Source organism: Chromobacterium violaceum ATCC 12472 (assembly GCF_000007705.1).
GTDB lineage: Bacteria > Pseudomonadota > Gammaproteobacteria > Burkholderiales > Chromobacteriaceae > Chromobacterium > Chromobacterium violaceum.
Genome location: NC_005085.1, coordinates 1451055 through 1468743, shown reverse-complemented (window position 1 = coordinate 1468743; position 17689 = coordinate 1451055). Strand labels below are relative to the sequence as shown.

The following is a 17689-nucleotide window of genomic DNA, read 5'->3' as shown; positions in this document are numbered from 1 at the left end:
CGCCTCCTCAGCGCAACAGGCCCAGGCTGCCGGTCAGTTGCCGCACCCGCTTGCCCGGTCCGCACAATGCCAGGCCCTGATACTCGACCATCTCTTCCGGCGTGGCCGCCAGCGCGGCCGCGTATTCCTGGTAGCTGCGGGTGAAGCGGGTGGCGCTGGTCAGCTCCACCAGGGTCAGTCCGGTTTCGCTAGCAGCCGCGCGCAGCGCGCGCAACTGGTCCGCGCCGCCTTTGAGCACCGGAATCGGCACCGTCGTGATGCCCTGCCGAGGCTGGCCGCGCGCGTCCGGCAAATCCTGCCCCACCAGTTCCGGGTGGCGTTTGCCCAGCGACATCGCCAGCACGGCGGCGGTATTGGCAATGACGCCGGGCGGCAGATCGGGATCAATGATGATGGCGCAGCGGATGTCGTCCATGAATGGCTCCTGAACACGAAAAGAACCGGTCCACTATGCGCCGCCGCCAAATGATCCACAATTAAGTACAATTGAAATTCAATAATCGAAAAAACCGAACAATGATAGACGAACTACGCGCGTTGGCCGTATTCGCCAAGACCACCGAAACCGGCTCTTTCCGCGCCGCCGCCCGCGCGCTGGGCCTGGCGCCATCGGTGGTCAGCCATCACGTCTCGCAGCTGGAAAGCCGGCTGGGGGTCGCCTTGCTGTACCGCTCCACCCGGCGGCTGTCGCTGACGCCGGATGGCCAGGCGCTTTACGGCCACGCCCAGGCGATGCTGCAAGCGGCCGAAACCGGACTCAACGAGCTGGCGGGACGCGCGGCCGAGCCCGCCGGCACGCTCAGGCTGAGCCTGCCCGCCTTCTTCGCCCGCGGCCCGCTCACCACCAGCCTGGCGGCGTTCTCCCGATGCCATCCCAAGGTGGAGCTGGAATTGGATTACAGCGACGAGAAACGCGATCTGATCCGGGATGGCATCGACCTGGCCATCCGCATCGGCGAACTGCAGGACAGCGCGCTGAAATCGCGCCGCCTGTTCGACATGCCGCGCCTGCTGGTGGCCGCGCCCAGCTTGCTGGACGCGCGCGGCGAGCCCGCCTCTCCCGCAGAACTGGCAGACTGGCCTTGGCTGGGCATACGGATGCGAGCCAAACGCAAAACCCTGATCGACGCCGCCGGCCGACGCCACGACTTCGCCATCCAGCCGCGCATCACCGCCAACAGCGTCGATGCCGCCTGCCAGCTAGCCATCGCGGGCTGTGGCCTGGCCACGCCGCCAGCGTTCTTGGTGGAAAACGAATTGGCCGCGGGACAGCTGCGCGTCGTCCTCCCCGACTGCCAGGTGGAAGCGCTGGGCGTCTACGCCGTCTGGCCCGCCAACGCCGCGCGGGAAAGCCTGACGCTGCGCCTGGTCCGTTTCCTGGCCGAGCTCCCGCCACATCAATGATATTTATTGCAATGTCATAATTCAGCATTCAATGCCCTGGGAGGCAAACCATGCAGAATCCACGCGACCTCGACGCGGCGATCGCCGCCGGCATTCGCGCCAGCGAACAAAGCGGCGAGCTGCAACGCGCGAAGGGATGGGGCAAGCCGCTGGCGCTGGACGACGGCTATGCCGCCACGCCGGCGGAGCTGAGGATGTCATACAAGATATTGAAGGACGCCGGCTGCGTGCCGGCCGAGGTGGAAGCGATGCGGGAACTCGCCGCCCTGCGGGCGGAGCTTGCCGCGCTGGAGCCGGATACCCCGGCCTGGCGCGCAAAACAGGCCCAGGTCCAGCAAAAAGGGCTGGACCTGGCCTTGCAGCTGGAGCGGCTGCGCGGCGGCGCCTGACGCCGCGCCGCTGGCCGGACTAAACGAACAAAAACCACAGCAGCAGGCCCAGGCCCGCCGCCACGGTACAGCCCGCCAGCAGCTTCATCGGCGCGTCGCCGCCCAGCCGGTCCGCCGCGCCGCCTCGGGCGAAGGCCAGGCCCAGCAGGAAAAACACCGCCAGGTCGAACAAGCCGTGCGTGGTCCAGTGGTGCCCGGTCAGCGACGCCATCCAGCCGTTCAGCGCCGGCAGGCTGTCCTTCAGCCAGGCCAATAGGGTGTTGAACAAAATGGCGGTGCTGGCCGAGAGCGCGAAACCGCCGGCGTATCGGTTCAGGGTGTTGTCCATCGCTAGCCTCCGTGCTGCAGCAGCGCCGCCTTGACGCCGTAGCTGATGATGGCTCCGCCGCCCTCCACCGCGAACGCGGTCAGCGCCAGCAAGGCCGCCGTCGCCGCCGTCATCCGCCGCGCGGCGGGGTTCTCGTGCAGCCTGTCGGCCGCGACGATGGGCAGGTAAAACGCCAGGATCAGCACGATGAAGAACAGATGCTCCTTGGTCTCCATCACCAGGTTGTGGGCGTAGGGCAGCGGGCCTTTCAGGATCAGCGCCTTGTCGTGTCCGTAAAAATGGACATACCAGTAGCCCCCCAGCATCCAGGACAGGCCCATGCACAGCGCCGTCGCCCGCGACGCCAGCCTGATCCGCGCGGCATTGCCCGCCGACGCGTTCAGGGTCTCCACCAGCACCCACACCGCCGCGATGATGCCCAGCGCGCCGAAAGTCGGGTGCGACAACAACAGATAGTCCATGCTCCACCTCCTCCGCATGCGTCGAGCCATTTCGGAACGGCATCCGCTCCCAACATAGGCGAATGCGGCGCCCGTCGCCCGGGCAGAACAGACCGGGCTTGATCGAGAACAATAAATCGGACCCAACTCCATTTTCATCCATCAAAACAAAGAGCTGATCCTATAAAACTGGAGCGGACGGCGATCGAGCAGAATGGACAGGCGGCGGGCCGAGAGGGGGCTATTGGCCGCGCAAGCTCCGCAGCGCCGCCAACAAGCTGGACAGATCCTCTCCGGCGCCGCCCTGGGACACCTTCGCGCCGGCTGTCGCCGCAGCGATGGTGTCCAGGCTGTAGACCTGCATCACGCCCATGTTCGCCACCGCCTGCGCCAACGCGGTTTGCTGCTGCTGGGCCGAAACGGCGTTCTCGAACAGGATGCCGGTGGAATGGGCCAGGCTCTGATAGATGGAACCCATCGCCATGGCGGGCGCCTCTCCCACCACTTTGACGTTGGACTGAGTGACGGCGTCGGTGATCTGGCTGTTGACTGCGGTGGGGAAGGCCATGCGTCTCTCCTGATGGTCTGACGCTTCAGACTGGCAGCCAGGGAAAAGCGCTTCAATATGTGACATTACTTAGGCGAACGGCTCACACTAAGAGCGGCTAACAAAAATCAGTTTCACGGCTGAGGCAAGGCGCGCCGACGCAGGCAGTACTTGAGTACGACAAGTCGGCGCAACGCCGCATCAGGAATTTTGTTAGCCACTCCAAGGCCGCCAACCCGTGCGCCGGCCATCGATGGCGCTCACGCCTCCAGGCTCTCCTCGGCTTTCAGCCGATTCACCAAGGCCACGTAATCCGCCATCGCCTGCTCCCGGCTCATGCCTCGCCTGGCCATCCAGGCATCGTGCTTGGCGCGCCCCACCATGTCCATCACGCTTGGACGCTCGCCTGTGGCATCGCCCATCGCCCCTTGCTTGTACAAGGCGTACAAGTTCAGCAGCGTGGCGTTGTCCGGCGCCTTGCGCAACGTGCGCGACAACGCGGCGGCGGCTTCGAAAGCCTTTTCCTGCTCGCTGGGTCCGTCCGGCAGCGGCTCGCCGCCGAAGTGGGCATCCTCGGCGTCCAGATCGTCCGGAAACCATCGGGCCTCCAGCAGCTTGCCCCTGCGCAGCTGCAGCGCCAGCACGCCTGGGGAAGCCAGGCCGCGATGCAGCAGCGTGGCGGGCTGCACCGCCATGCCGGCGTTGATCACGGCGGCGCCGAAAGCGGCGAAGCTCGCTCCCTCACCCGCCCAGCCCTGCAGCCGCCGCAGCCCCTTGCGTCCCGGAAACGCGCCGCTGCTGCGGTTGCGGCCCGGCTGCAGCCAGACGAAATCCGGTATCCCCAGCCGGTACAGGGCGGCGAAGTCGCCCTGCTCCAGCGCGCGCCGCGCCGCGGCCAGCAGCGCCGCCATTTCCGCCGGCGCCATCGCCGGATCGACCATGCCCATGCCGAAACCGCCTGCGACGTTGGCGTTGAAAAACTCCAGCACGTGCTTGCCGACGATTTCCCTGTCGTTGTCCACGCACACCATGTGATAGCTGTCTTCCAGCACCACCATGCGCGCCAGGCCGGCGCGCTTGCCGCTGCCGATGCGCTCAACCAGAAAGTGCGCGGAGCGCAGGCTGGTCAGCTCGTCCTCGCGCGCATGCACCACCAGGGTGGGGCAGGCGATCCTGTCCAGCCCGCGCATCACCGCCGCGCGCAGCCGGTCCACTTCGCGGATGCAGGCCAATGGCACCCAGCCATAGTGGAAATTCTCGCCACGCTCGAACTTGGCCTTGACGATGGCGCGCAGCTGCTCGTTCTTGATGCCGTAAGGCTCCTCTTCCTCCACCTTCATCCGCTCGGGCAAACCCGGCACCCGGTATAGCAAGGGGCGCAGGCCCCGGTACCAGGGCGTGGCCCAGCCGTCTATGTACACCGGCGGCGCCAGCGCCACCAGCCGGCCCTTGTCATGGCGCTCGAGCTTGACCAGTTCCAGCGCCAACAGAGCGCCCATGCACATGCCCATCACGTGCAGCACCTCGTGCTGGCCGACGATCTCGCGGTACTTGGCGCGCGCCGCGTCCAGCCAGTCTTCCATCCTGACGCCGGCCAGATCCTCCGGCCGCGTGCCGTGGCCCGGCAGCGTCAGCGCATGGGTGACGAAGCCCGCGTTTTTCAGACGTTTGTGCATGGAGCCCAGATCGTACTGGGTGCCGCCCAATCCATGGATCAGGAACACCCCGGGCTCAGCCATCGCCGCTCTCCAGAGGCTCCGGCCGCAACATGCCCACCACCATTTCCACCGAATCGTCCGCGCCGCGCACGCAAGCCAGCCGCTCCCGCACCCGCAAGGGCTCGCCATCGGTCCGCATCAAGGTATAGCTTTGCTCGCTGGCCCAGGTCTCGCCGCTGGCCACGCTGCTCCACGTCGCCTCCACCAGGCCGCGTTCGTCCGGCGCGATATGCTCGAGCCATTCGTCCAGGCTGGAAATGCGGGCGACGTCCTCCCCCAGCACCTTGCCCGCCCCCATGCCCCAGGTGGCCCGCCCGCTGGCCGCTTCGTACTCCACCGTCGCCACGCCTACTTCGCGCATGATGCGCTCGTAACGCAGGCGCCAGGACTGGGCGTCGATCAATGCCTGACGCCGCGCGCCGGACAGCGCCCGCACCGCGATCATCACCGCGGCCCATATCGTGACGAAGCCCTGAACCTCGATCACCGCCTCGCCGGAGAAGCCCTCGTCCACCGCAAACGGCCCCCCGCCCTGCGCGGTCCGGCCGATGATCAGCAAGCCGCCCAGCAGCAACGCCAGCGCGCCGCCGCGCGGCCCCCACAGCGCCGCGGCGATCAACAGGAAAGGCATGGGAAGATAAGCCAGGGTCGCGGCCACGTGGCCGTAACGCGCGGCGCTGTGATCGATGAAAACCAGCGCCACCGCGCCCAGGAACAACAGGAAGGCCGCGCCGCCGCCCAGGAACTGGGCCATCGTCATCCCGCCGGACCGTTTCAGCCGGAACCCCCGGAACGCGGTGGCCACCGGCGTCACCAGCAGAATGCCGACCATGGTGGACAACACCCAGGCCACGCCCTCCAGCGTCACATCCAGGCTGGGCCGCTGCCACTGCCACAGCGCCATGGCCATTGCGCCGCCCAGGCAGGACGCCAGCGCCGCGCCGCAAAGAAGCAAGGCCATGCCGATCGGGGAATCCGGATCGTTGCGCCCCAGTCCGGCCACCCAGCAGCCGACGGCTCCGCTGACCACCTCTATCCCCGCGAACGCTGCCGCGCCGGCCAGCCCCAGGCCATGCGCGGACATCCCCCATATCGCCGACGCCAGCCACACACCGGCGAGAATGGCCGGCCAGCGCCAGCGCGGAGAAATCAGCAACGCGGAAAAAGTCACCCCGCTGCCCAGCCACACCGGCACGGTCTCCGTGACGGAGCTGGCCAGCGTCTTGGACACCACGGCGACGACGAGAAACAGCGCGGCAACCAGAACACTCACTCTTAACTGCTGCATGGCGATTCCTCTGACATCGATTCTTGCAGCATAGGAAGCGCCCTCCTCGGACGGCAAGCCGCGGCGCGTCGATCGCAAGCGCATCGGGCAACGCGACGGCCGTGGATTAAGCAAGCGATAGACGGGCAGAAGCACATTCCCACGGGCGTGGGGAACACGCGCCGGCTGTCGATGCGAAATCCGGTCATGCCCGGTTCATCCCCACGGGCGTGGGGAACACTCTTGTTCCCAGAGCACCAGATGGCCATTACTACGGTTCATCCCCACGGGCGTGGGGAACACGCCGACGTTCGCGCCGCCGTGGATGGTGATGTACGGTTCATCCCCACGGGCGTGGGGAACACGTCAGGCCCGAATTGCCGTATCGAACCAGCTGCGGTTCATCCCCACGGGCGTGGGGAACACCCCTCCCGCTGTTTGTTCCACGGCAGCGCGTACGGTTCATCCCCACGGGCGTGGGGAACACCTCTGCTACATACAGTCTATGTAGAAATAGGTCGGTTCATCCCCACGGGCGTGGGGAACACATCGCAACGACCGACAAGATCGACGCTTCCACCGGTTCATCCCCACGCACGTGGGGAACACAGCAGAGTAGGCCAAGGTTTTTCAGCCTCAGTGCGGTTCATCCCCACGCACGTGGGGAACACATGCCTGCCACCAGCTGACCAAGATCTGTAACCGGTTCATCCCCACGCACGTGGGGAACACGGAACCGGGCTGGCGGCCAGGTGGTGGCCGGTCGGTTCATCCCCACGCACGTGGGGAACACCTGGTCTCGTTGATGATGGTGCAGGCCGGGTTCCGGTTCATCCCCACGCACGTGGGGAACACAAGACACTAACGCCTAGGCTCTCCAACCGGCCCGGTTCATCCCCACGCACGTGGGGAACACTAGGTAACGCCTCGGCGGGGACGGTCCTCTCGCGGTTCATCCCCACGCACGTGGGGAACACACTTGATGCGGCGGCGGCAAACTCGGATCAGCCGGTTCATCCCCACGCACGTGGGGAACACGAAGCGACAAAGATGCGATACGGCGCACATGGCGGTTCATCCCCACGCACGTGGGGAACACAAGCGCCAGGGCTGGCCGACTAGGTCTTTAGGCGGTTCATCCCCACGCACGTGGGGAACACTTTGCGGAACTGGGCCTGCCAGGCAATAACGTCGGTTCATCCCCACGCACGTGGGGAACACCTGGTGTTCGATTTCCTGGGCGACTATCCCATCGGTTCATCCCCACGCACGTGGGGAACACGCTTTGGCCATGTCGATGGCCCTGAGGCCAGACGGTTCATCCCCACGCATGTGGGGAACACACCAATTTCAAGATGCTGATTTTTAAAGACAAAAACCCACCCCAAAAATCTACCGATTTTTCCGCTCAAAAAATCACCATCTCGATCGCTCGGCAATGCCGCTCGGCAATGCCGCTCGCCGGCCATGGGAAACCGCCGCGCCACGACCGGCAAAACGACATCGGCATTATCGCCGCCGCTTACTTGCCAGCGCAATCCGCCACTGGCAGCAGCCTGGGCGGCTGGCCGGCCAGCTCGGCCAGCAGGCTTTGCGGCGGCAGGGTTTGCTTATCGTAGCGGACCGGCGCGGGGCCGAAGTTGGCGGTGAGCCGGCTGCCGTCGGCGAAACGGGTTTGCTGCAGCGTATGCTCGGCGTTCAACCAGGCAAAGCCGGTGAGCGCCTGGGTGGCCAGTTGCTCGTGCAAGGGGCGGAAGGCGCGGTCGGCGCATTGCAGCTGCGGCAGGCGGGCCCTGAGGCTGGCGGCGGACAGGTGGAACAGCGGCGGCACGTTGTACAGCCATTGCGCCAGCAGGTTGTCGGCGTAGGCATTGCTGAATTTCAGGTTGTCGTACAGCCAGTGGTTGGTGGTGATCACCGATCCATGGAAGGCCGCCTGGTACAGCGGCAAGCGGTATGGCGCGCTGAAGTAAAGATCGCGGTACGGCTGCTTCAGCGGCACTTTCTTGAAGAAAGTTTCCGGCTGGTCTGACGGATACCAGCGGCCCAGAAAGTACGGCGACTGCTTGTTTTTCTGCAGATCGGCGTCGCCCCAGCCCATCACCGGCGCCTGCATGCCGTGGGCGAAGGCGATGCCTCGGCTGGTGGCGGCATTTCCCATTTCCGACCCCACGGGCAGCCGATAGGCGTCCGCCACCCATTGCATAGACTTTTCATAGCCGGCCGCCATCTCCGCCTTGCCGGTCTGGCGGCCAGGCGTGTAGTCGTCGAACACCATGCCGGTGGCGTAGGCGTCCAGAAACCAGCTGTTGAAGCCGGTGGCGGCATGCAAGGCGCGGGTGCGCTGTTTCAGGGTGTCGCGCACGCAGTCCGGGTTGGTGTAGTAGCCGGACTGCTGGAAGCCCGCCTTTTTCTTGCCGCTGGCCAGCGTGACGCCGCATTGGCGGTAGATAGCCTCGCCCTGCTGGGCGGTGAGCCAGTCTTCGCGGTAACCCAGCTGCAGCGCGGTCTCGTAGGAGTCGTAGGCGGTCATCAGATAACCGGCATCCACGCCGGCCTTCACCGCCTGCGGCTGCCACAGCCCGCCCTCCCAGTTGTCCGCGCCCAGCCACAGCCGCTTGAGTCCGGCCGCCTGCAAGGCGGTGATGGTCTTGCGCGACAGCCCGCCGCCCCAGCGCGACGCGTCCGGCCGCAATGCCGGGCCGAACAGCCGCTCCGCCAGCGCGCGCAGCCGCTGATAAGGCGCGGCCATCCGCTCCCAGTCCGGCTTCTTGCTCAGCCAGCCGGCGCGGGCCTCGGCGGTCAGCGCCTGGTTGACGGCCTCCATCAGCGCGCGCTGCTGGTAATGGTCCGGCTTGGCGCCGGCCTGGCGCAAAACCTTGCCGCCCTCGGCGTCGAAACGGCCGCGCAGCTTGGCCGCCAGCGGGTCCGGGCCACGCAGCAGCTTGATAAAGGCGGGCCAATCGCGCACGTCGGACACATCCAGCAGATTATTGCCCCACAGGTAGACGTGGCTGGCGCCGATCAGCTTGGCGGTGTCAGGCTGCGCCTGGATCTTGTCGGCCAGCGTTTGATAACGGCCTTGCTCGATCAGCCATTGCCGATAGCGTTGCGCGCCGGCCAGCAGATTGTCGTCGGCCAGCCGCAGCAGCAGCGTCATCGGCCGCTGCTGATTCAGCGGGTTGAATTCGTGGCTCAGGCCAAGTGCCAGATTCGAACCGTCGGCGCGGATGGTCAATTGATTGTTGAACGGCTCCAGCAGCAGCCAGTGCAGGCTGCGGCGGCCATAGTCCATGCCCCACAGCGGCAGGCTGAGGTTTTCCGAGGTGTCCAGGCCGTCGCCGGCGAAGCCGGGCAGGAAATCGCGCCACAGCTTGCTGCCCGCCGGGATGTAGCTGCCCTCGGCCAGGGGCAGCAGCAGGCCCTTGCCCATCGCGGCCGCCGGCTGGCGCAGCAGCTCCACCCTGCCCGGCGCTTTGGCGTTCAGGATCAGCGTCAGGTCCCGGCCTTGCAGCCTGGCCTGCCAGCGGTAACGGCCGTCGTCCCATTGCCAGTCGGCTGACTGATCGTCCTGGCGCAGCGCGGACACCTTACGCGCCGGCACGCCGTCGGACACCCGCCGCGCCGGCTCGCCCGCCGGCGTCACCTTCAGCGCCAGCGTGGCCGGTTCCAGCTCCACTTTCCATTCAGGGTTCTGCAACACCAGCCCAGCCCAGGCCGGCAGGGATATCCCCCACGCCGCCAGCGGCAATATTTTGATCAGACGCGTCATGCCCTCTCCTGCAAATCGGTCATTTCGATAGACCGCATTGCAGCGCAAAAGGAACAGGCAATTGTCAGGATAATGTCAGAACTGGCTCAAGGGCGCGGCCACGCGGTGGATCTGGCGGACGGCGATGGGCCCTCTGAACTCGGCGCGCAACAGCGACACGCTGGCCCACAGCTTCTCGCCGGGGTTGGCCGGCCAGCGCAGCGTCTGGCCCAGCTCGCGCCGCTGCCACCAGCGCAGTTCGAAATCCGGCTGCGACAGCAGCGCCTGTTCCAGCCAGGGCCGCGGGCAGGCGGATGGCTGGGTAGGTGGACGCGGCGCCAGCTTGCGCCCGTCGCGCCGCAGCCAGTCCTGCGCGGCCATGCCCGGCAGCGACAGGTCCTGCCGCCAGGTTTCGCCGCCGCTTTGCGCGGTCAGCCGGTAGACGCCCGGCGGCAGCGCGGCGGCCTGGTCCTCGCTTTCCAGCTCGAACTGGCGGCCGTCGTAGCGCGTCTTCGCGCCGGCGAAGAGTTCGCGGCCGTCCGGCAGCCGCAGCGACCAGCGCAGGTCGCGCCGCGGGCTGACGCCGTTCAGCCTGACGTTGTAGACGCGGCTGAGCGGGATGTCGCGCTGGATCAGGTCCAGCTCCAGGTCGCCCAGCCAGGCGGGCGGCGCCGCCGGCGCGTCGCGGCCGCACTGGCCGGACGCCAGCTCGCGCTGCAGCGTGAGCCAGGCTTGGCGCTGCGCGGCGCTGGACATCGCGGCGCCCAGCGCGTCCAACTGGCGCCAGGCGCCGGCGCGGTCGCCGGAAAGCAAGGCGTGATAGGCCGGCTCCAGCGGCGTGGCCGGAAGCAGCGGCGCGGCGGCCGCCTGCGCCGCCCAGGCCAGGGCCAGCCAGAATGGCGGCCTCACGCCCCGCCCCCGCTCAGCCGGTAGCCGACGCCGCGCACGGTTTCTATCGGGATGTCGGGCAGCTTCTGCCGCAGCTGCAGCACATGGGTGTCCACGGTGCGGGTGGACGGGAAATGCTGGTAGCCCCATACCTGGTTCAGCAGCTCGTCGCGGGTGAACACCCGGCCCGGCATCCGCGCCAGCATCGCCAGCAGGTCGAACTCGGTGCGGGTGAGCGCCACCTCGCCGCCGCGCCAGGCCGCAGCCTGCCTGGCCGGAAACAACTGCAGCTCGCCGCAGGCCAAGGCGCCCTCGCCCAGCGGTCGCAATTGGGCGCGCACGCGGGCCAGCAGCTCGACATGGGCGAAGGGCTTGGTCAGGTAGTCGCGCGCGCCGGCCTCCAGCCCGGCCACCCGGTCATCGAGCTCCACCCGGGCGGTAAGCACGATCACCGGCAGCGCCTTCAGCGCCAGCCACTGCGGCAACAGGCGCAGCGAATCGCCGTCCGGCAGCTGGCGGTCCAGGATCGCCAGCTCGGCCTGCCGCCAGTGGGCGGCCACTTCGCCGCCGTCGCGCAGCCACAGGCAGTCGTAGCCCTGCTGCTGCAGGAATTGGCGCAGGCCCGCGCCCAGTTCGGCGTCGTCTTCAATCAGCAATATCGTCACACGGCAACTCCAGCGCGAATGTGGTCGGCGGCCCTTCCAGCGTCAGCCGGCCGCCCAGCCTGGCCATCACCCGCCGCACGATGGCCAGGCCCAGCCCCATGCCGGCGCTGGCGCCCAGCTCGCGCCGCAACAGCGACAAGCGGTAGCGCGGCAGCGCGCCGCCGTCGCTGACCGCCAGCCGCAGCCGGCCGTTTTTCCAGCTGGCCAGGATGCGCACCGGCGGCCGGCCGTGCTGGCGCGCGTTGCGCAGCAGATTGTCCAGGCACAGGCCCAGCCAGTAGACCGGCAGGTTCAGCTTTCTATCCTGATCCAGACAGTAAGCCGCACCGTGGCGTTCCGCGACGCTATCCAGCCAAGCAGCCAAAGGCAGCGGCTGCGGCGCTTCCAGCCGGCTGTCCGCCGCCAGATAATGCCGGCTGGCATCGGCCAGCTGGCGCAGCCGCAGCACGCCGTCGGCCAGCCGGCCGAAGCCTTGCTGCGCGCCGGCCGGCAATTGATCGAAACCGGCGCGGAAGTCTTCCACCACATTGCCCAGCCCGGCGATGGGCGTGCGCAGCTCGTGGGTGAGCATCTGCAGCACAAAGCGCCGCTCCCGCTCCAGCCGGCGGCGCTGCAGCCAGCCGTAAGCCAGCATGCCGGCCGCCGCCAGCAGCGAAACGCCGGCCAGCGACCGCCACCAACGCGGCGACGGCGGCAGCGGCCGCGCGCAGATCCGGCCCAACGGTTGCGGGCAGGCGTCGCCGTCGGCCAATGGGCTCAGCGCCAGCCCGGCCGCCTCCGCCAGCGGCCGCCATTGTTCCGCGCCATAGCGTCGCCAGGACGCGCCGTCGCGCCACCACAGATCGCCGCCATCCAGCAGCCAGCGCTCGCCGGACAGCAGCGCGGCCAGGTTGTCGTCGCCCAGCTTGCCGATGCCGGCAAAAGCCGCCGGCCGTTCCCGGAGGTGCAGATAAGGCTGCAGCGCGGGTGCCGATTCCGGATGGCGCTGTAGATAATGCCAGGCATAGCTGCCGCCCAGCGGATGGATGGGATGGGCGGCGAACCAGGCCGGCGGCAGCGCCTCGCCATCGCACAGCGCGCGCTCGAAACGCAATACATCGGCCGGCAGCGCCGGCCACGGCGCGCGGCACTGGCCGCGGTGGCGATACAGCGCCTGCAATTGGACAAGGGGAAGCTGGCCCAGCGCCGGGTACAGCGAATCCGGCCGCAGCAGCGCGGCGTCCAGCTGCTGCAAGGCGGCCACCGTCGTCTCCGCCTGCGGGCGCGCGGCGCGCAGCGCGGCCTGCAGCGCGGCGACGTCGGCGCGGGCGTGCAGGCTCAGGGCGATCAAAAACAGGGCGAGAAGGCGCGGCATGGCTGGATTATAAGGCCGGCGGGCCCAAGACCGCAGCGCGCGGCTTCCGTGGTAAGCTGCCGGCGTTCGTCCATTCATCCGTTTCGCCTCATGCCACCTCGCAGCTGGGATATCTTCTGTACCGTCATCGACAACTACGGCGACATCGGCGTCGCCTGGCGCCTGGCGCGCCGGCTGGCGCGCGACTGCGGCCACGCCGTGCGGCTGTGGGTGGATGATCTGGCCAGCTTCGCCCGCATCGCGCCGGGACTGGACCCTGCGCTGCCGCAACAGACGCTGGCCGGCATCGACATCCGCCATTGGCCCCAGGCGGGCTTTCCCGCTGACGTCATCCCCGCCGACGCGGTGATCGAGGCCTTCGGCTGCCGGCTGCCGGACAGCTTCGAGGCGGCGATGGCGGCGCGGGCCGTCAAGCCGGCGTGGATCAACCTGGAATACCTGTCCGCCGAGGACTGGACCCTCAGCCATCACAAGCTGCCCTCGCCCCATCCCAGGCTGCCGCTGACCAAGCATTTCTTCTTTCCCGGCTTCAACGCCGCCAGCGGCGGGCTCATCTGCGAGGACGGGCTGATAGACGCGCGCGCCGCCTGGCAAGCGGACGAAGCCGCGCAAAACGCCTACTGGCTGCGCCGCGGCCTGCCGCCGCGCAGCCCGGGCGAGCTGCGCGTCAGCCTGTTCGCCTACCACAACCCGGCCGCCGTACGGCTGGTGCAAGCCTGGGCCGACGGCCCGCTGCCGGTGCGCTGCCTGGTGCCGGAGGGCAAGGTGCTGCCCGATGTCGCCGGCCTGTTCAGCCGCGCGCTGCGCGCCGGCGACCATGTCCGGCTCGGCAACCTGGAGCTGCACATCCTGCCGATGAGCGATCAGGACGATTACGACCGCCTGCTATGGGGCTGCGATTTCAACTGCGTGCGCGGCGAAGACAGCCTGGTGCGCTCGCAATGGGCGGCGCGGCCCATGCTGTGGCACATCTACCCGCAGGAAGACGACGCCCACCTCGCCAAGCTGGAGGCCTTCCTCGATCAATACTGCGCCGGCCTGCCGGCCGAGATGGCGGCCGCGCTGCGCGCGCTGAGCCTGGCCTGGAACCGAGACGGCGACATCGCCGCCGCCTGGCGCGACGCCGCGTGCTGGCTGCCGGCCTGGCGCGAACATGCGACAAACTGGCAACAGCGGCTGCTGAAAGACGGCGATCTGGCGGCCAGACTGCTGCACTTCATCGCCGAAATCAGCTAGAATACCGCGTTTTGTCGGGAATCTTTCCCGGCTTCAATTCAAGAGTTTGGGAATTAGACAAGCATGAAAACCGCACAAGAACTGCGCGCAGGCAACGTATTCATGGTCGGCAGCGACCCGATGGTTGTTCAAAAGGCTGAATTCAGCAAGTCCGGCCGCAACGCCTCCGTCGTCAAGATGAAGATGAAGAACCTGCTGACCGGCGCCGGCAGCGAAGCCGTATACCGCGCGGACGACAAGTTCGACGTAGTGGTGCTGGATCGCAAGGACTGCACCTACTCCTACTTCGCCGACCCGATGTACGTGTTCATGGACACCGAATTCAACCAGTACGAAGTGGAAGCCGACAACCTGGGCGACACCATCAACTACATCGTCGACGGCATGGAAGACGTGTGCCAGGTAACCTTCTACGACGGCAAGGCCATCTCCGTGGAACTGCCGACCACCGTGATCCGCGAAGTGGAATACACCGAGCCGGCCGTGCGCGGCGACACCTCGGGCAAAGTGCTGAAGCCGGCCCGCCTGGTAGGCACCACCTTCGAAGTTCAGGTTCCGGCCTTCGTCAACACCGGCGAAAAGATCGAAATCGACACCCGCACCAACGAATTCAAGAAGCGCGCCTAAGCCTTCTTACTCGTTGTGCAGAAAAAAAGCGCCCCACGGGGCGCTTTTTTGTTGCCGGACGCGGCCGGACTGGCAGCGCCGCGACGCCACTCCAGCCGTCCCCCGTCACTCATCCCCACAACCGTGGGGAATATTCTCGAACCCTCAAGCCTTGAGGCACTGGCTTTGGCTCATCCCCACGTGCGTGGGGAACACTGATGTTGTCGGCCGACGCCTTGGTGCGATTGCGGTTCATCCCCACGTGCGTGGGGAACACGCCACGGCGACCGGTGTGATAGAGATCGACGACGGTTCATCCCCACGTGCGTGGGGAACACCACGAGCCGGCGGGCCCTGCTGAGTGGGAGGCCGGTTCATCCCCACGTGCGTGGGGAACACTTCCGCGCCGTTGCGGCAAGATGATCGTCTCGCCGGTTCATCCCCACGTGCGTGGGGAACACGACCGGTTTGTCGGTCGGCTTGGTCTGCCGCACGGTTCATCCCCACGTGCGTGGGGAACACTGATGCTGTTTTGCCTCCGTTGCAGTAACGACCGGTTCATCCCCACGTACGTGGGGAACACTTCTTCACAATCGCGCCAAGCGTCGTGCCAGCCGGTTCATCCCCACGTACGTGGGGAACACTACGAGGATGAGGCGGAACAGCTCAGCGAGCTCGGTTCATCCCCACGTACGTGGGGAACACATATCCGTCAGGTGTATACGACCAGTCTGGAGCGGTTCATCCCCACGTACGTGGGGAACACCCGGCCGTGGTGGTTGTATTCCGCCCGGATCACGGTTCATCCCCACGTACGTGGGGAACACCTGATTACCTGCGAGGGCGTGCTCACCGTGAACGGTTCATCCCCACGTACGTGGGGAACACCGGGTGGCGCTATCGGTCGCGGTGGTGGATTTCGGTTCATCCCCACGTACGTGGGGAACACTCAATGCCATCGATTACGGCCAGGCCATGGAGCGGTTCATCCCCACGTACGTGGGGAACACATCGGTTTCCAGGTCAACGGATTGCTCTCAAGCGGTTCATCCCCACGTACGTGGGGAACACACGCCCACAATCGCGCCCGGCTGATTCCCACCCGGTTCATCCCCACGTACGTGGGGAACACGACTCGGCGGTTTGCCGGCTGCGAGGCCGGCGCGGTTCATCCCCACGTGCGTGGGGAGCACGGCAAGAAGCATCGCCGCGAGGAGATGGGCGACGGTTCATCCCCACGTGCGTGGGGAGCACCTCGATTCAGACGCCGCGCGGGATCCGGTCGGCGGTTCATCCCCACGTGCGTGGGGAGCACTGCGTCGACCGGCGAGCAGCCTCGTACTCCTCCGGTTCATCCCCACGTGCGTGGGGGAGCACGCGGCGGGCGCTGCCTTGTCGGCTTTCTTCTGCTGGTTCATCCCCACGTGCGTGGGGGAGCACACCATTTTCAAGCTACTGATTTTTAAAGACAAAAACCCGATCTAAAATTCTACCGATTTTCCCAGTCATGAAGCGGCGTTCAAATCAGCACGGCAAACCCCGCCAGGCCTTGGCAAATCGTCCCATGCACAAGGGTCCGACACTGCTCGCCCCTGATGCTGAACGCCAAGCTTCCTCAACAGCAAGGCTTAGGCTAGGTCAGCAGCCATAGCGTACCTTCATTCCATCGACATGCAAGCAAAAAGCGCCTGGCCGGCGCTTTTTTCATGCCTGTCCCCAACTGGTATACTGTTTCTCCGCCCCATCCCGCCGAAATCGCGCCATGTCCGATCTTTTTTCCGTCGAACCGCAAAAACCGCTGGCCGAGGCCTTGCGTCCTCAGGCGCTCGATCAGGTGATCGGCCAGCAGCACCTGATCGGCCCGGGCAAGCCGCTGAGCCTGGCGGTGGCATCCGGCAAGCCGCACTCGATGATATTGTGGGGCCCGCCCGGCGTGGGCAAGACCACGCTGGCGCGCATTCTGGCCGCCAGCTTCGACGCCGAGTTCATCCCGATCTCGGCGGTGTTCGCCGGCGTCAAGGACATCCGCGAGGCGGTGGAAAAGGCGCATGCCGTGCTGCAGCGTTCCGGCCGGCGCACCATCCTGTTCGTCGACGAGGTCCACCGCTTCAACAAGAGCCAGCAGGACGCCTTCCTGCCCTTCGTCGAATCCGGCCTGATCACCTTCATCGGCGCCACCACCGAAAACCCGTCGTTCGAAGTCAATTCCGCGCTGCTGTCGCGCGCCCAGGTCTATGTGCTGAACAGCCTGAGCGAGGACGAGCTGAAGCAGTTGTTCGCGCGCGCGCGGACCGAAGGCGCGCTGGACGGGCTGAATTTCGACGATGCGGCCGTCTCCACGCTGACCGGCTACGCCGACGGCGACGCGCGCCGCTTCCTGAACCTGCTGGAGCAAACCCGCACCGCGGCGCAGGCGCGCGGCGTCGCCGACATCGATCCCGGCTTCCTGGAAGAGGTGCTGACGCTGAACGCGCGCCGCTTCGACAAGGGCGGCGACGCTTTCTACGACCAGATCTCGGCGCTGCACAAATCGGTGCGCGGCTCCAACCCGGACGCGGCGCTGTACTGGCTCAGCCGGATGCTGGACGGCGGCGCCGACCCGCGCTACCTGGCGCGCCGCATCGTGCGCATGGCCTGGGAGGACATCGGCCTGGCCGACCCGCGCGCGATGCAGATCGCCAACGACGCCGCCCTCACCTACGAAAGGCTGGGCAGCCCGGAAGGCGAGCTTGCGCTGGGACAAGCGGTGATTTATCTGGCGGTGGCCGCCAAGAGCAATGCCGGATACAAGGCGTATAATGAGGCCCGCGCCTTCGTCAAACAGGACAAATCCCGCCCGGTGCCGGTACACTTGCGGAACGCGCCGACCCGCCTGATGAAGGAACTGGGCTACGGCCACGCCTACCGCTACGCGCACGATGAACCCCACGGCTACGCCGCCGGGGAAACCTATCTTCCGGAGGGGCTGGAAGACATCGAGTGGTACCGTCCGGTGCCGCGCGGGCTGGAAAGCAAGATTCAGGATAAACTGGCCTTTTTGCGTCAGCTGGATGCAGACGCCCAGCAAGATCCCGATAGTGAAAAACAGGAATAATC

15 protein-coding genes and 2 CRISPR repeat arrays are annotated in these 17689 nt (G+C 66.7%); of the genes, 5 read left to right on the top strand and 10 right to left on the bottom strand.

Features of this window, described 5'->3' with window-relative positions:
• Positions 1-7 precede the first annotated feature (7 nt).
• Complete coding sequence (locus CV_RS06800; protein WP_011134944.1) at positions 8-415, bottom strand: DUF2000 domain-containing protein; 408 nt, start codon at positions 413-415, stop codon at positions 8-10.
• A gap of 101 nt (positions 416-516) precedes the next feature.
• On the opposite strand from CV_RS06800, the gene CV_RS06795 reads away from it, so the two are divergent.
• Together CV_RS06795 and CV_RS06790 are read left to right on the top strand one after the other, a co-directional pair.
• Positions 517-1404 carry a LysR family transcriptional regulator gene (locus tag CV_RS06795; protein ID WP_011134943.1) on the top strand — a complete coding sequence of 296 codons (888 nt, stop codon included), beginning with the start codon at positions 517-519 and terminating at the stop codon, positions 1402-1404.
• A 50-nt stretch (positions 1405-1454) separates the two neighbouring features.
• A complete protein-coding gene (locus CV_RS06790) occupies positions 1455-1793 on the top strand; it encodes a DUF1992 domain-containing protein (protein ID WP_011134942.1) in 339 nt (112 codons plus the stop codon).
• A 19-nt stretch (positions 1794-1812) separates the two neighbouring features.
• Here CV_RS06790 and CV_RS06785 read toward each other — a convergent pair whose 3' ends face one another.
• From CV_RS06785 to CV_RS06745, 9 genes are all read right to left on the bottom strand, one after another.
• Positions 1813-2121 (bottom strand): hypothetical protein, encoded by a 309-nt coding sequence (locus CV_RS06785; protein ID WP_011134941.1) that lies wholly within the window; start codon positions 2119-2121, stop codon positions 1813-1815.
• 2 nt (positions 2122-2123) lie between these two features.
• Positions 2124-2582, bottom strand: coding sequence for a hypothetical protein (locus tag CV_RS06780; RefSeq protein WP_011134940.1), 459 nt, complete (start codon positions 2580-2582; stop codon positions 2124-2126).
• 220 nt (positions 2583-2802) lie between these two features.
• Complete coding sequence (locus CV_RS06775) at positions 2803-3129, bottom strand: RebB family R body protein (protein WP_011134939.1); 327 nt, start codon at positions 3127-3129, stop codon at positions 2803-2805.
• 239 nt (positions 3130-3368) lie between these two features.
• Positions 3369-4847, bottom strand: a complete 1479-nt coding sequence (locus CV_RS22800; RefSeq protein ID WP_011134938.1) for an acyl-CoA-binding protein — start codon at positions 4845-4847, stop codon at positions 3369-3371.
• A complete protein-coding gene (locus CV_RS06765) occupies positions 4840-6099 on the bottom strand; it encodes an MASE1 domain-containing protein (RefSeq protein WP_043595707.1) in 1260 nt (419 codons plus the stop codon). Before CV_RS06765 ends, CV_RS22800 begins: the two co-directional genes overlap by 8 nt.
• A 206-nt stretch (positions 6100-6305) precedes the next feature.
• A CRISPR array of direct repeats spans positions 6306-7436; the repeat unit is 29 nt; unit sequence CGGTTCATCCCCACGCACGTGGGGAACAC.
• A 179-nt stretch (positions 7437-7615) separates the two neighbouring features.
• Positions 7616-9865, bottom strand: a complete 2250-nt coding sequence (locus CV_RS06760; protein WP_011134936.1) for a glycoside hydrolase — start codon at positions 9863-9865, stop codon at positions 7616-7618.
• Positions 9866-9940: 75 nt separating this feature from the next.
• Positions 9941-10753 (bottom strand): DUF2861 family protein, encoded by an 813-nt coding sequence (locus CV_RS06755; RefSeq protein WP_011134935.1) that lies wholly within the window; start codon positions 10751-10753, stop codon positions 9941-9943.
• The gene (locus tag CV_RS06750; RefSeq protein WP_043595705.1) at positions 10750-11397 is read right to left on the bottom strand and encodes a response regulator transcription factor; all 648 of its coding nucleotides are present in this window, start codon (positions 11395-11397) and stop codon (positions 10750-10752) included. Before CV_RS06750 ends, CV_RS06755 begins: the two co-directional genes overlap by 4 nt.
• Entirely contained in the window at positions 11378-12751 is a 1374-nt protein-coding gene (locus CV_RS06745) for an ATP-binding protein (RefSeq protein ID WP_052278781.1), read from the bottom strand. The genes CV_RS06750 and CV_RS06745 overlap by 20 nt, the downstream gene beginning before the upstream one ends.
• A 90-nt stretch (positions 12752-12841) precedes the next feature.
• Here CV_RS06745 and earP point away from each other — a divergent pair, with 90 nt between their 5' ends.
• The 3 genes from earP to CV_RS06730 all read left to right on the top strand — a co-directional run bounded on the left by earP (position 12842) and on the right by CV_RS06730 (position 17687).
• Entirely contained in the window at positions 12842-13987 is a 1146-nt protein-coding gene (gene earP / locus CV_RS06740; protein ID WP_043595702.1) for an elongation factor P maturation arginine rhamnosyltransferase EarP, read from the top strand.
• A 63-nt stretch (positions 13988-14050) separates the two neighbouring features.
• Positions 14051-14614: an elongation factor P gene (gene efp, locus CV_RS06735; protein WP_011134931.1), complete on the top strand. Its 564-nt coding sequence runs from the start codon at positions 14051-14053 to the stop codon at positions 14612-14614.
• Between the two features lie 166 nt (positions 14615-14780).
• Positions 14781-15969: a CRISPR direct-repeat array (repeat unit 29 nt; unit sequence CGGTTCATCCCCACGTACGTGGGGAACAC).
• Between the two features lie 386 nt (positions 15970-16355).
• Entirely contained in the window at positions 16356-17687 is a 1332-nt protein-coding gene (locus tag CV_RS06730; protein WP_011134930.1) for a replication-associated recombination protein A, read from the top strand.
• Positions 17688-17689: the final 2 nt, after the last annotated feature.

Excerpts from the sequence above, each read along its gene's own strand:
- CV_RS06800 (WP_011134944.1), bottom strand. The coding sequence starts at position 415 with ATGGACGACATCCGCTGCGCCATCATCATTGATCCCGATCTGCCGCCC.
- CV_RS06795 (WP_011134943.1), top strand. The coding sequence starts at position 517 with ATGATAGACGAACTACGCGCGTTGGCCGTATTCGCCAAGACCACCGAA.
- CV_RS06790 (WP_011134942.1), top strand. The coding sequence starts at position 1,455 with ATGCAGAATCCACGCGACCTCGACGCGGCGATCGCCGCCGGCATTCGC.
- CV_RS06785 (WP_011134941.1), bottom strand. The coding sequence starts at position 2,121 with ATGGACAACACCCTGAACCGATACGCCGGCGGTTTCGCGCTCTCGGCC.
- CV_RS06780 (WP_011134940.1), bottom strand. The coding sequence starts at position 2,582 with ATGGACTATCTGTTGTTGTCGCACCCGACTTTCGGCGCGCTGGGCATC.
- CV_RS06775 (WP_011134939.1), bottom strand. The coding sequence starts at position 3,129 with ATGGCCTTCCCCACCGCAGTCAACAGCCAGATCACCGACGCCGTCACT.
- CV_RS22800 (WP_011134938.1), bottom strand. The coding sequence starts at position 4,847 with ATGGCTGAGCCCGGGGTGTTCCTGATCCATGGATTGGGCGGCACCCAG.
- CV_RS06760 (WP_011134936.1), bottom strand. The coding sequence starts at position 9,865 with ATGACGCGTCTGATCAAAATATTGCCGCTGGCGGCGTGGGGGATATCC.
- CV_RS06745 (WP_052278781.1), bottom strand. The coding sequence starts at position 12,751 with ATGCCGCGCCTTCTCGCCCTGTTTTTGATCGCCCTGAGCCTGCACGCC.
- earP (WP_043595702.1), top strand. The coding sequence starts at position 12,842 with ATGCCACCTCGCAGCTGGGATATCTTCTGTACCGTCATCGACAACTAC.
- efp (WP_011134931.1), top strand. The coding sequence starts at position 14,051 with ATGAAAACCGCACAAGAACTGCGCGCAGGCAACGTATTCATGGTCGGC.
- CV_RS06730 (WP_011134930.1), top strand. The coding sequence starts at position 16,356 with ATGTCCGATCTTTTTTCCGTCGAACCGCAAAAACCGCTGGCCGAGGCC.